The 12,388-nt window shown below is 57.2% G+C and carries 12 protein-coding genes; 10 read left to right on the forward strand and 2 right to left on the reverse strand.

The features are described 5' to 3' along the window. Nucleotides 1-28: 28 nt before the first annotated feature. Entirely contained in the window at nucleotides 29-457 is a 429-nt protein-coding gene (locus ACR0EV_RS17050) for an FKBP-type peptidyl-prolyl cis-trans isomerase (protein WP_480801179.1), read from the reverse strand. Nucleotides 458-583: 126 nt separating this feature from the next. On the opposite strand from ACR0EV_RS17050, the gene ACR0EV_RS17055 reads away from it, so the two are divergent. From ACR0EV_RS17055 to ACR0EV_RS17095, 9 genes are all read left to right on the forward strand, one after another. After that, the gene (locus ACR0EV_RS17055) at nucleotides 584-1,270 is read left to right on the forward strand and encodes a haloacid dehalogenase type II (protein ID WP_480801180.1); all 687 of its coding nucleotides are present in this window, start codon (nucleotides 584-586) and stop codon (nucleotides 1,268-1,270) included. Beyond that, the gene (locus tag ACR0EV_RS17060; RefSeq protein ID WP_480801181.1) at nucleotides 1,270-2,100 is read left to right on the forward strand and encodes an alpha/beta fold hydrolase; all 831 of its coding nucleotides are present in this window, start codon (nucleotides 1,270-1,272) and stop codon (nucleotides 2,098-2,100) included. The genes ACR0EV_RS17055 and ACR0EV_RS17060 overlap by 1 nt, the downstream gene beginning before the upstream one ends. Then, entirely contained in the window at nucleotides 2,097-3,071 is a 975-nt protein-coding gene (locus ACR0EV_RS17065; protein ID WP_480801182.1) for a threonine ammonia-lyase, read from the forward strand. The genes ACR0EV_RS17060 and ACR0EV_RS17065 overlap by 4 nt, the downstream gene beginning before the upstream one ends. A gap of 61 nt (nucleotides 3,072-3,132) precedes the next feature. Further along, nucleotides 3,133-3,921: a 3-oxoadipate enol-lactonase gene (pcaD, locus tag ACR0EV_RS17070; protein ID WP_480801183.1), complete on the forward strand. Its 789-nt coding sequence runs from the start codon at nucleotides 3,133-3,135 to the stop codon at nucleotides 3,919-3,921. A 12-nt stretch (nucleotides 3,922-3,933) separates the two neighbouring features. Next, nucleotides 3,934-4,650, forward strand: coding sequence for an alpha/beta fold hydrolase (locus tag ACR0EV_RS17075; protein ID WP_480801184.1), 717 nt, complete (start codon nucleotides 3,934-3,936; stop codon nucleotides 4,648-4,650). A gap of 95 nt (nucleotides 4,651-4,745) precedes the next feature. Then, a complete protein-coding gene (locus ACR0EV_RS17080) occupies nucleotides 4,746-5,945 on the forward strand; it encodes a TCR/Tet family MFS transporter (RefSeq protein WP_480801185.1) in 1,200 nt (399 codons plus the stop codon). Nucleotides 5,946-6,027: 82 nt separating this feature from the next. After that, nucleotides 6,028-7,122: a Zn-dependent alcohol dehydrogenase gene (locus ACR0EV_RS17085; protein WP_480801186.1), complete on the forward strand. Its 1,095-nt coding sequence runs from the start codon at nucleotides 6,028-6,030 to the stop codon at nucleotides 7,120-7,122. Between the two features lie 19 nt (nucleotides 7,123-7,141). Beyond that, nucleotides 7,142-8,374, forward strand: coding sequence for a mandelate racemase/muconate lactonizing enzyme family protein (locus ACR0EV_RS17090; protein WP_480801187.1), 1,233 nt, complete (start codon nucleotides 7,142-7,144; stop codon nucleotides 8,372-8,374). A gap of 112 nt (nucleotides 8,375-8,486) precedes the next feature. Continuing rightward, the gene (locus ACR0EV_RS17095) at nucleotides 8,487-8,774 is read left to right on the forward strand and encodes an ArsR/SmtB family transcription factor (protein ID WP_480801230.1); all 288 of its coding nucleotides are present in this window, start codon (nucleotides 8,487-8,489) and stop codon (nucleotides 8,772-8,774) included. Nucleotides 8,775-8,778: 4 nt separating this feature from the next. Here ACR0EV_RS17095 and ACR0EV_RS17100 read toward each other — a convergent pair whose 3' ends face one another. Beyond that, the gene (locus ACR0EV_RS17100; RefSeq protein WP_480801231.1) at nucleotides 8,779-11,775 is read right to left on the reverse strand and encodes a cyclic nucleotide-binding domain-containing protein; all 2,997 of its coding nucleotides are present in this window, start codon (nucleotides 11,773-11,775) and stop codon (nucleotides 8,779-8,781) included. A gap of 245 nt (nucleotides 11,776-12,020) precedes the next feature. On the opposite strand from ACR0EV_RS17100, the gene ACR0EV_RS17105 reads away from it, so the two are divergent. Continuing rightward, nucleotides 12,021-12,383 carry a DUF3307 domain-containing protein gene (locus ACR0EV_RS17105; RefSeq protein WP_480801232.1) on the forward strand — a complete coding sequence of 121 codons (363 nt, stop codon included), beginning with the start codon at nucleotides 12,021-12,023 and terminating at the stop codon, nucleotides 12,381-12,383. Nucleotides 12,384-12,388: the final 5 nt, after the last annotated feature.

The raw sequence follows: 12,388 nt of genomic DNA on the forward strand, positions 1-12,388 counted from the left end.
GGGCCGGGATTCCGGCCCGAATCGTGCGTCAGTTGATCGACACGACCTCGATATCGAAAATCAAGTCCTGACCAGCCAACGGATGATTGGCGTCCAGAGTTACGGTCGCTTCATTCGCACCAACCACAGTAACAGGTACGGCTTGACCGTCCGGTGATTGCATTTGCAATTGCGTTCCAGGCTCCAGCGGTATGTCGTCGGGAATACCTTCACGCGGAATTTCCTGACGCATCGCAGGGTTGATCGGACCGTAGGCATCCACACAGGCAATCTCGACCCGCTTCTTGTCACCGGCAACCAAACCAGGCATAGCGCTGTCTAACCCGGGAATAATCTGACCCGATCCAACCACGAATTCCAGCGGATCGCGCCCCTCGGAGCTGTCGAAGACTGCGCCGTCCAACAGTGTTCCGGTGTAATGGATGCGAACCGTGTCGCCTTGTTTGATTTCGGTCATCGTGGCCTCCGGCCGTTCTAAGGGATTAAGCGGCCAACCCTAGAGCCTGACACAACGTTGTAAACCCTTGGCTCTTTCACCCCCCTCGTTGTTGTGCCAACCTGCGCGCGATCAGAGGAGGATCACATGCCGATCACCACCTGTGTCTTCGATGCTTACGGAACACTTTTCGACGTTGCGGCTGCTGCCCGCCAGGCCGCCGACGAGCCAGGATTTGAAACCCTCAAAGACAAATGGCCAACAGTTGCCGGTCATTGGCGCCTGAAGCAATTGCAATACACCTGGCTGCGCGCCGTGGCCGATGCGCATACCGACTTTTGGGATGTCACTCAGGACGGGCTGGATTGGGCGCTGGACGCCGCTGGACTGCAAGGCGACCCTGAACTGCGTCAACGTCTGCTTGATCTTTACTGGGAGTTGCAGGCCTATCCAGAAGTGCCCGCCATGTTGAAAGCCCTCAAGGCAGGCGGGTTGCGAACGGCGATCCTGTCCAACGGTTCGCCCCCCATGCTGGACGGCGCTGTGCAGTCTGCGGGAATCGGCGATGTGCTGGACGATGTTCTGTCGGTTGAGAGTGTTGGTGTCTTCAAACCCCATGCCCGCGTGTATGATCTGGTACAGAAAAGGTTTGACTGCGCCCGTGACGAGGTGTTGTTCGTCAGCTCAAACGGTTGGGATGCGGCAGGTGCCAGCGGTTATGGTTTTGTCACTGCGTGGGTCAACCGGATCGGCGAACCGATGGACCGCCTGCCCTGGACACCAGCCCATGTGCTGCCCGATTTAACCACAATCCCAAAACTTGCAGGGCTTTAATGTCGAACTTCACAACCGCAGACGGCAAGCGCCTCTACTTTGAGGAAACCGGCACCGGCACGCCGCTTTTGTGTCTGGCTGGCCTTACCCGAAACAGCCGCGACTTTTCGTTTTTTGCCCCTCATGCGGCTGACTTGCGCATGATCGCAATGGATTACAGGGGACGTGGTCGTTCGGACTATGATCCCGACTTCATGAACTACAACATCTTTCGTGAATCGCATGACGCGATCGAACTGCTGGATGTGCTGGGGATCGAGAAGACTTTTGTTCTGGGCACCTCGCGGGGTGGTCTGATTGCCATGGCTCTGGCCGCAAGCCATCCCGAGCGTTTGGCCGGGGTGATCCTGAATGATGTTGGACCTGTCATTGAGACATCAGGCATCGCCAAAATCATGGCCTATGTGGGCGCGCAACCAACTGCACAAACCTATGACGAGGCCGCTCTTACACTGAAACAGGTAATGGAGCCTCAATTCCCCGGCGTTTCCCTGGAAACCTGGCGCATGCAGGCCGAAATTCAGTACGAAAAAAGCGAGGGTGGGTTGGCGCTGCGCTACGATCCTGCACTACGAAAGGCGCTAATCGAACAGGCTGCAAGCGGGGCGACACCTGATCTTTGGATGTTCTTTGAAGCCCTGCGCGACATTCCGACAGGCGTTATCCGGGGGGCGAATTCGGACGTTCTGAGTGCCGACACAGTTGCTGAAATGCACGACCGCCATCCGGGTTTGATCTCAACCGAAGTTCCTAATCGCGGGCATGTTCCGTTTCTGAACGAACCCCAATCCTTGGATCTCATACAAAAGGTATTGAAGTACACTGAATGAGCACAATCGAGATGATCGAAGCCGCTGAAGAGCGGCTGAACGGACATATCCGAAAAACACCGATCCTTTCCTCACCCTTTCTGGACAAGCTTGCCGGTCGTCGGGTTTTGGTCAAACCGGAATGTCTGCAACATACCGGCAGTTTCAAGTTTCGGGGGGCCTGGTCGGCCATTTCGGCGCTGGACGAAGCCGAACGCAAGCGCGGTGTGATTGCGTATTCCTCGGGCAACCACGCGCAAGGCGTTGCAATGGCGGCATCAAAGCACGGCATTTCTTCGGTCATCGTCATGCCGTCAGACGCACCGCAACTGAAGATCGAAAACACCCGCGCACTTGGGGCAGAGGTCGTTCTATACGACCGAGCGAACGAAAAGCGGGAAGAAATTGGCGAAGCCATCGCAGCCGAGCGCGGACTGACCTTGATCCGACCTTATGACGAACCGCTGGTTATTGCAGGCCAAGGCACCACCGGCCTTGAAATCGCCGGTCAGGCAGCGGATCTGGGCGTCACTCAGGCAGACGTGTTGGTCTGTTGCGGTGGGGGCGGCCTGACCTCGGGCATCGCTCTGGCCCTTGAAAAACATGCGCCGAACCTGCGCGTGCGCCCTTGTGAGCCAGAGGGGTTCGATGACGTCAAACGCTCGCTGGCCTCAGGGCAGATTGAAAACAACAACGCCGCTTCGGGTAACATCTGCGACGCCATTCTGACGCCACAACCCGGAGACATCACGTTTCCGATTCTCAACCGCCTGTGCGGTCCGGGCTTATCCGTCACGGAAGAAGAAGCTTTGCGCGCCATGGCCCTGGTCTTTCTGCGCCTCAAGATCGTTCTGGAACCCGGCGGCGCGGTGGCCCTGGCCTCCGCCCTGTTTCGAGGAGATCAGATCGAAGGTGATGACGTGATCGTTGTTGCGTCTGGCGGCAACGTTGATCCCGCAGTGTTTTCAAGAGCGTTGGAATTCCTGACCTGACAGGGCTGTACAAGATGTGCATGTTGCACCCCAAATGGTCATGGCGACAAGGAAGCCAGTCATGAAGATCGCTGATCTGGGCGACGTGAAACTGAATTACCGCATCGACGGCCCAACTGACGGTGCGCCATTGGTCTTTGCCAATTCCTTGGGAACCGACCTGCACCTGTGGGATGCGGTCTTGCCGCATTTGCCAAAAGGGCTGCGCATCATCCGATACGACAAACGTGGTCACGGGCAATCCTCGGTACCGCCCGCGCCGTATTCGATGGGCGCATTGATACGCGATGCAGAGGCGTTGTTGGATCACCTACAGGTTCGCGACTGTGTTTTCGTGGGTCTGTCCATCGGCGGGATGATTGCTCAGGGTCTTGCCGTCAAGCGCATGGACCAGATACGTGCATTGGTTCTTTCGAACACGGCGGCCAAAATCGGCACCCCTTCGGTCTGGCAGGATCGAATCGAAGCCGTGCGCAAAGGCGGGATCGAAGCACTGGCCGACGCAACGATGGAGCGTTGGTTTTCACGTGACTTCCGCGCCGCTCAAAAACATGTGCCCTGGCGCGACATGATGGTCGGTCAACCGGCTGAAGGGTATCTGGGCTGCTGCTCGGCCATCGCAGGCACCGATTTCTACACCCCAACAAGCGGTTTGCGGCTGCCGACCTTGGGCGTTGCAGGCAGCGAAGACGGATCAACACCCCCCGATCTGGTGCGAGAGACCGTCGATCTGATCCCGGGGTCCCGGTTCCGACTGATGCGCCGGGCCGGGCATTTGCCCTGCGTTGAAAAACCAGCGGAATATGCAGATATCCTAAATGGTTTTCTGAACGAAGTCGGACATATCTGAAGGAGAACGGCAATGGCGTCTTTCCTGTTGGTCCACGGCTCTTGCCACGGCGCATGGTGCTGGCGCGACCTGATACCCGCGCTTGAGGCTTTGGGTCATTCCGCCAAAGCCATCGACATGCCCAGCCATGGAGCGGACCCCACGCCTGTCGCCGAGGTCACGCTGGACAGTTGCCGCGACGCCGTACTGCATGCCAGCACTGCCTATACAATCATCGTTGGCCATTCCTGGGGCGGTTATCCGATCAGCGCCGCCGCTGAAGCGCAACCCGACGCAATGCGCGCGCTGATCTATCTGTGCGCCTACGTGCCCAAAGACGGTCTTTCGATGGCCGAGATGCGAAGGCTCGGCCCAAAGCAAACTATTGCACACGCAGTTGAGAAATCCCCGGACGGGCTGTCATACACGGTGTCTGCCGAGGCTATTCCCCAGCTTTTCTACCATGACTGCCCTGACAACATCCTGCCTTATGCCTACGCGCGCCTGTGCCCTCAGGCCATACACCCACAGGAAACACCTCTTCCGACAGGTGCGAATTTCGACAGCGTGGCCAAGGCATACATCCGCACCACGGACGATCACACTGTACCAACCGAATACCAGGCCGAGATGAGCGCCCCCATCCCCGAAGATATGCGCCGCACGATCGACAGTTCGCATTCCCCGTTCTTCTCGCACCCACGCGAGCTTGCGAAAATTCTTTCCGAACTGGCAGACAAATTGCCCTGATCTGTCGCAACGGCATTTCGTTCGGCAAAAACTCTCGCTTTCCTCAGTGATCATCTGTGCTTAGGGTGCGCTGAACAGATCTCTTGCCGGGTTCCATGCGTCTGCCGTTTTTCTTCATCCTCAGCATCGTCATGATCGACGCCATGGGCATCGGTCTGGTGATGCCGATCATGCCGGAACTGATCGTCGAGGTTCAGGGCGGCTCGCTTGCTAATGCAGCGATCTGGGGTGGCGTCCTAAGCACTGCCTTCGCCGCGATGCAGTTTATCTTTGGGCCCATACTCGGAAACCTGTCAGACGCATACGGACGCAGAACCGTCCTGCTGGTGTCCCTGTTTGTCATGGCGTTGGATTATGTTGTCATGGCTGTTGCGGGCAGCATTTGGTTGTTGCTGATAGGCCGTATCGTAGGCGGTATAACCGCAGCGACCCACGCTACCGCTGCGGCCTTTATGGCAGATGTGTCCGACCCCAAAGATAAGGCCGCTAACTTTGGACTGCTGGGGGCCGCCTTTGGCATGGGCTTCGTCCTTGGGCCTGTAATTGGTGGATTGCTCAGTGAATATGGCACGCGCGCACCGTTTTGGGCCGCTGCCGGGTTGGCAGCGCTGACCTTTTGCATCGGCTATTTCGTGATGCCAGAGACCGTGACCGACAAGAACCGCCGCGCCTTTAGCCTGAAACGCGCAAACCCCCTCAATTCGCTGAACGCCATCGCTTCTTTGCCCGGTATCCGACCGTTGCTTTGGGTGTATTTCCTGTATTCGGTGTCCATCTACGTCTATCCCGCCATCTGGTCCTATTTCACGACCGAAAGGTTCGGCTGGTCCCCACAGATGATTGGACTTTCCCTGGGTGTCTACGGAATCGGCATGGCCATTGTGCAGGGCGGATTGATCCGGCCCGCCATCCGGTTTCTGGGCGAGCGTGGCACGATCATCTACGGAATGGGTTTTGAGATCATTAGCTTCGCTATTCTGGCCTTCCTCACCAACGGCCTCATCGCGCTGCTTCTGATTCCAATAACGGCCATCGGGGCGGTTATCACACCTGCTCTTCAGGCCATGATGTCGAAGGCAACGCCCGATTCGCAGCAAGGTGAATTGCAGGGCGTTCTGACCGCACTGCACGCGCTGTCGATGGTGATCTCACCTTTGTTGATGACATCCATTTTCGCGCAGTTCATTCGGCCCGATACGCCGCTCTACCTGCCCGGCGCTCCCTTCCTGTTGGCACTTGTGCTCATGCTTGCGGGCTTCCTTTTGTTCCGTAGATCCAGCCCTGTCGTGGCGTAACAACGACACGCAAATGGCGATTTCCGCCTTGCGAGTTGCCGTTTCCCGGGCCACCGTGAACGCGACGGGAGAGAGAGATAACATGCAAACAATCAAAGCCGCAGTATGCCGGGCCTTTGGCGAACCATTGGTAATCGAAGAGGTTCAACTTGCACCCCCCGGCACGGGCGAAGTCGAGGTAACACTGGACGCCGTGGCCATTTGCCATTCGGATATATCTTTTGCCGAAGGGGCATGGGGCGGGTTCCTGCCCGCCGTTTACGGCCACGAGGCCGCGGGCGTGATCAGCGCCGTTGGTGATGCCGCTGGCGGCTTCAAAGTCGGTGACCCTGTGGTTGTCACGCTGATCCGTGCCTGCGGAACGTGCCCCAGCTGTGCGGGCGGAAAACCGACCATCTGCGAAACCCCATACGATACCGTCAAAGGTCCGTTGAAAACCGGCGACGGAGGCCCGCTAGAGCAGGCCATGGCCTGCGGTGCCTTTGCCGAGAAGGTCGTGGTGAGCCACCGCCAAATCGTCAAAATCCCCAAAACCCTGCCCAAGGATCTGGCCAGCCTGCTCTCCTGCGGGGTCATCACCGGAGTCGGTGCTGCGGTAAATGCCGCTGGTCTACGGCCAGGTCAGGATGTCGTGGTTATTGGCGCAGGCGGCGTTGGTCTGAACGCCATTCAAGGTGCGCGGATTGCCGGCGCACGTCGAATCGTGGCCGTGGACATGACCGAAGAAAAGCTTGAGATCGCCAAGGAATTCGGCGCGACCCACGGCGTGTTGGCCAGTTTGGACCAACCGTGGAAGGCCGCTTATAAGGCGCTTGGCGGACGTGGCGCGGATGCGGTTCTGATCACGGTTGGCGCAATCCCCGCTTATGATCAGGCCCCACGCTATCTTGGCCTTGGCGGCAAGGCGATCATGATCGGGATGCCGCATTCGGGCGACATGGCCAGTTATGAGCCAGTTGTTCTGGCAGCTCTGGGTCAGGGCGTTGTTGGGTCGAAAATGGGCGATGTGGTGATCCAGCGGGACATTCCGTGGATGGTGGACCTCTATGAACAAGGGCGGCTGAAACTGGATGAGTTGATCTCGGGCCGATGGTCCCTTGATCAGATCAACGAGGCTATTGCCGACACCAAAACCGGATCGGCAAAGCGCAATGTGATCCTGTTCGACAGGACCTGACCCTCCGAAAGGACTTGGGATGAAACTACAGGATCTCGACGTTATCGTAACCGCCCCGCCTGCGCCGGGATGGGGTGGGCGCTATTGGATACTGGTCAAGGTGACGACAGACACCGGCATCACCGGCTGGGGCGAATGCTATGCCTCCTCTGTCGGGCCAGAGGCGATGCGCCATGTCATTCAGGACGTGTTCGAACGGCACATGCAGGGTGAAAACCCAGAAAACATCGAGCTGATGTTCCGCCGCGCCTATTCCAGCGGCTTCACCCAGCGACCGGACCTGACGGTGATGGGCGCGTTTTCAGGGTTGGAGATCGCCTGCTGGGACATTCTGGGCAAGGATCGCGACCGCCCGGTTTATGCTTTGTTGGGTGGAAAGATGAACGACCGGATCAGGGCCTATACGTATCTTTATCCCCTGCCCCAGCACAATCTGACCGATTTCTGGACGTCTCCTGAACAAGCTGGTGAGACGGCGGCTGAAATGGTGCGGCGTGGCTATACCGCCGTCAAATTCGACCCGGCAGGCCCCTATACGATCCGGGGCGGCCACATGCCCGCGATGAGTGACATTTCGATGTCGGTTGCCTTCTGCAAAGCGATCCGCGAAGCGGTGGGCGACAAGGCCGATTTGCTGTTCGGCACACATGGTCAATTCAACACCGCCGGGGCCATACGGCTGGGACAAGCGTTGGAACCATATCAACCGCTTTGGTTTGAAGAACCCACGCCACCCGACATGATCGAAGACATGGCCCGCGTCGCCCGCAATGTCCGCATCCCCGTCGCCACCGGAGAACGCATGACGACCAAGGCCGAATTCGGGGCTGTTCTGCGCGCCGGGGCTGCGGAAATCCTGCAACCGGCGTTGGGACGTGCGGGCGGGATCTGGGAGATGAAGAAAGTTGCCGCAATAGCTGAGGTCTTCAACGCTCAGATGGCACCGCATCTCTATGCGGGGCCGGTAGAATGGGCCGCCAATGTCCATCTGGCCGCGTCGATACCAAATCTGCTGCTGCTGGAAACCATCGAAACTCCGTTTCACGATCAACTGATCAAAGGGTCTATTCGGGTTGAGGACGGGTTCGTGACCGCGCCAACAGCGCCGGGCCTTGGTATTGATGTCGACGAAGACCTGGCCCGCGCGCATCCCTATGAGGGTCGCGACCTACATCTGCAAATGCAGGAAGAGCCCTGCGATTACGCCAACGGCAACGCTTTTCAAGGCGGCGCACCGGCAACCGAGGGGTGACAACACCAGCGTATTTGAGGCATATTGTTCCGATAATAATCGGAACAACGGTCAAAACGTGGCACTCAAACAAACCGATCCTCAGGCACGCAGCACAGACACTCTGCCGGACATGAAAGAAAATGCCGCCCGCGCGGCCGCTTTCCTGAAAACGTTGGCCCATGAAGGGCGGCTGATGATCTTGTGCCACCTTGGTGACGGTGAAAAATCCGTGGGCCAACTTGAGAATTTGCTTGGGTTGCGACAGGCCGCCGTCAGTCAGATGCTGGCCCGCCTGCGCGAAGAAGGGCTTGTTTCGACCCGCCGGGAAGGCAAGACGATCTACTATTCCTTGCGGGATGGGAACACGGAACAGGTGATTGGTCTGCTGTACAAGCTGTTCTGCGCAGAAGACAGCTGATCGCTTAGCTGGAGACGTAGCCTGCGATCACCTGAAGCAGCTTGAAGGCGGTTGCAGCGTCGTTCTCGACAACGGCAAGGAATTCCTCTTCACCGATGCGCAGGCAGGATAGCTGAGTTTCTGCCACCATGCTTAACGCGCGCGGTTCCTTGCGGATCAATCCCAACTCTCCGACCAAAGCACCCGGCCCTACTGTGGTAATCAGCTGATCAGGCCCCTGATCCTGCGGTAAGTACAAACCGGCTTCACCTTCAAGCACAACATAGGCACCATCGGTTGGTTGGTCGTCTTTCAGGAACACCACCTGCCCAGGCTCGGCCTCGAACCAGCGTGCACCAAACGCCAGCAGACGCAACTGCCGCCGGTCCAGACCCGAAAACAAGGGGGTCTGTTCGAGCGCACGCAATTTTCGCGCCAGGTCTGCCGATGCTGCGCTGTCTTCCTCCACGTCTACCGGTCCTCCGTCCGAGACCACACGACCTTGCCTGATTTCAACGTACATGTCGAACACGTCGGGATTTTCAAACTGATCGTTCAGGTAGATGACGGTTGTATCTGGCAGCAACTCTCGGAGTTTCTTGTAGACGGCCACCTGCGTTTTCATGTCATAGCTGGCCAAAGCGCTTTCCAGGATCAGAATATCCGGTTTTTTGATCGTGGCGCGGGTAAACGCCAGTGGCTCTGCAAACACCGCGGGCAGGTTCTGACCACCCAAGGCCACCGGCACGTCATAGATCAGCTCCGTTACCAATGGCCGCGCGCCGTTTTCGGCCAGCACATCGACAATCAGCTTGCGCGCCTCATCGGAACGGGCACCGCCAATCTGGCTGACCTTGCCGAACAGCGCATTTTCCATGACTGTCAGTCCGGGGGCGTAAACTTCGGGGTCCAAAGGAACAAAGACATCCTTCAAACGCTCCATCAACTTCTCAGAGTGGCTGTGCCGCAGTTCGAGGATGCGGTTCTTCAGCTCATCGGTGAACGCAGGCCCGATCTGTTCGGCCGAAATAACAAATGGTACAGCCAGCATATTGGCCAGCTGTTCGTCATCCAGCCCCGCCGAACCTTCTTTGCGCGTATGTTCCACCAAATCCACGGCAGCTTCATACGTCTTTGCATCCAACCCAAGCTTGCGGAACAACGGGTGATCCGTTCCGTCCAAGCCAAAGATCTGACGCAACATCTCGATCACGTCGCGGGTCAAAGCGATCAGTGTTTCATCCAGGCCCAACTCTCGCAATTGGCCCAGAAAGACCTTCTGTTCCACCAGTAAGGCGTGGTTCACCGGAACACAGGGCGTGGCAAACAGCAGGTTCTCAGCCACAGGCAGGGCCGGGTTGTACAGGTTGCGATCAAAAATCAACGCTTGTTGTTCAAGCCCCGCATCCTGAACGGCCTGACGCACAGTCGGTCGCAGCTGGACCAGTTTCTGAGCCAGTTCACAATGCTCGGCTGCGTTGAAGGTTTGTTCAGCACCGCGTTGAAACAGGGCCGCGCCCGAGCCCATCCCGTCGATCAGTTGCAACCACCAATCGCGCAGAGCTGCCGCGTCCTGAACTCCGGCCAAAGACGGATCAAGCCACTCCGCCTTGAACGGATCGGAACTGTTTCCTGCCCGCAAGGTTTCCGCGAAATCCGGATCATCTGTACTATCTGCCAGCGGACGGAACCGCATGGGCATCATCACATTGTCACCCAGTGTGCCCTGAAACATGACGGGGCGCGACGTGGCATACCCGATACGCGAGGCGACGACGCCTTGATGCAGCTCGGCCAGGTTGACATCGCCAATCCGAACCTTGCCGCCACTTGGCAGAATTTCACGCGTCAGCAACTCTGCAATTGCCCGTCGATCTTCTTCGCTGGGTGCCGAAATGCCGACAGTCTTGCCGCCGGGAAAGCTAAGGTTCAGATCGTCCAACACCTGATTGCCGTCCATATCCCGAACCGAAACATGATCCAGCACTATGTCGCCGTTCAGATGAGGGCGTGCGTCAGCTTCGCCCTCAAACAGGGCTTCGTCCTGCATCCCACCTGGCGCGAAGCGGTCAATCACCACGTCCCAACGCAAAGACATGTCCTGCGTCTGGTTGTAGTAAGTCAAAAGCTCTTTCCACGGTGAACTCAGATCCTTGTAGGCCGCAAGCGCTGCAACCAGCGCTCCCAGTGAAACCGAGCCCTGCAACACGAGCAAACCGCCGATCAGATAGAACATGAACGGCGTCAATTGAGAGATGAAGTTGTTTATGAATTTCATAAAGAACTTCTTCTGGTAAATCTCGAACCGGATGCCGAACAACCTCCCCAATTGGTCGGAGATCATCGCCCGGCGATACCGCCAGCCGCCATTTGTGCGCAGTGTCGACGCCCCTGCAGCGTTTTCGCCGATTTGGGCGGCAAGCACCCGAACTTCCTGAATACGCTTTTTGTTCAGCAGGTTGATCTGGCGTTGCAGTTTGGGGATCAGCCAGGCTTGCAGCGGAATCAAAGCCACAGCGGCCAAACCAAACCAAAAACTCTGTAGAAAGAGAAAGGTCAGGATCGTGATCATCTGACCGGCCTGTAAAACCGGCTGGCTGATCGCGTCCCCCATAAGCCCGCCCATCGGCTCGCTTTCAGCGGTGATCATCGACACCATCTCACCCTGGCTGACCCGCTCGAAATAGGGTTGCGGAAAGCGCAATGCGCGGCTGATCAACTGATAGCGAAAGCGTCGCAGCATCCGCTCGCTTAGCACACCTTTCATGGTGTTGATGCGCATTTTCATAAGGCCGTGCCCCAATACAGCCGCTAAAAACGCAAAGCAGAGAATAACCAGAAAATTCGTCTGCGACATCGTATAGCCCCAGATGGTCACTTCCGGGTTGGGTGCACCAATCGCGTCGTTGATAATGCGCTTTGGCAGTTCCAGCGTCAGGTACAGCAGCGGGAACAATGTCGCTGTCACGGCCAGCAAGATCAGCTGGTCGCGTTTGGAGTACTTCCAGATAAAGCGGAAAATCGTGCGTTCTATGGAACCTGCCCCTGCTGCTGACCGACGACGCGGTTCAGATGTTATCCACGCAAATTCAACAGCATGACTCTACTGCCATCCAGACACAATTAGCAATTTTTTTCCCGATTGCGCGAATTCTTAAGCTTATGTGAACTAGTTCATTTACGTATGCCCATCTAATTGCCTAGAGTGGTCAACAGGACGATATCGGGAGGGTTCTTTTGACTGCCAGTTTTGGCGCAGTGTTTCTTATGCTTTGCTTGTTGCTCGTAAAGCATATGTTCGCTGACTTTTACCTCCAGACACCGAAAATGCTTGCGGGACGTGGTGAGTATTTTCACTTGGGACGCGCGCAACATGCTGCTGTGCATGTCGCGGGCTCTGTAATTGTGTTTGCAGTGTTTGGTGCGCCTTTGCTCTTCATTTTAATCGTCGCAGCGCTGGAATGGATCATCCACTTCAATATTGATTTCGTCAAAGCCAGTTATTCCGACAAGAATCGCCTGGAACCTTCCCAAGCCGCATTTTGGCGCGCGGCTGGGCTGGATCAATTGATGCACAACCTGACGTATGTGGCGATGGTCTGGGCTTGGGTAACTTTCGCGGCAACCTGAAGTGG

The organism is Ruegeria sp. CF8, assembly GCF_056537285.1.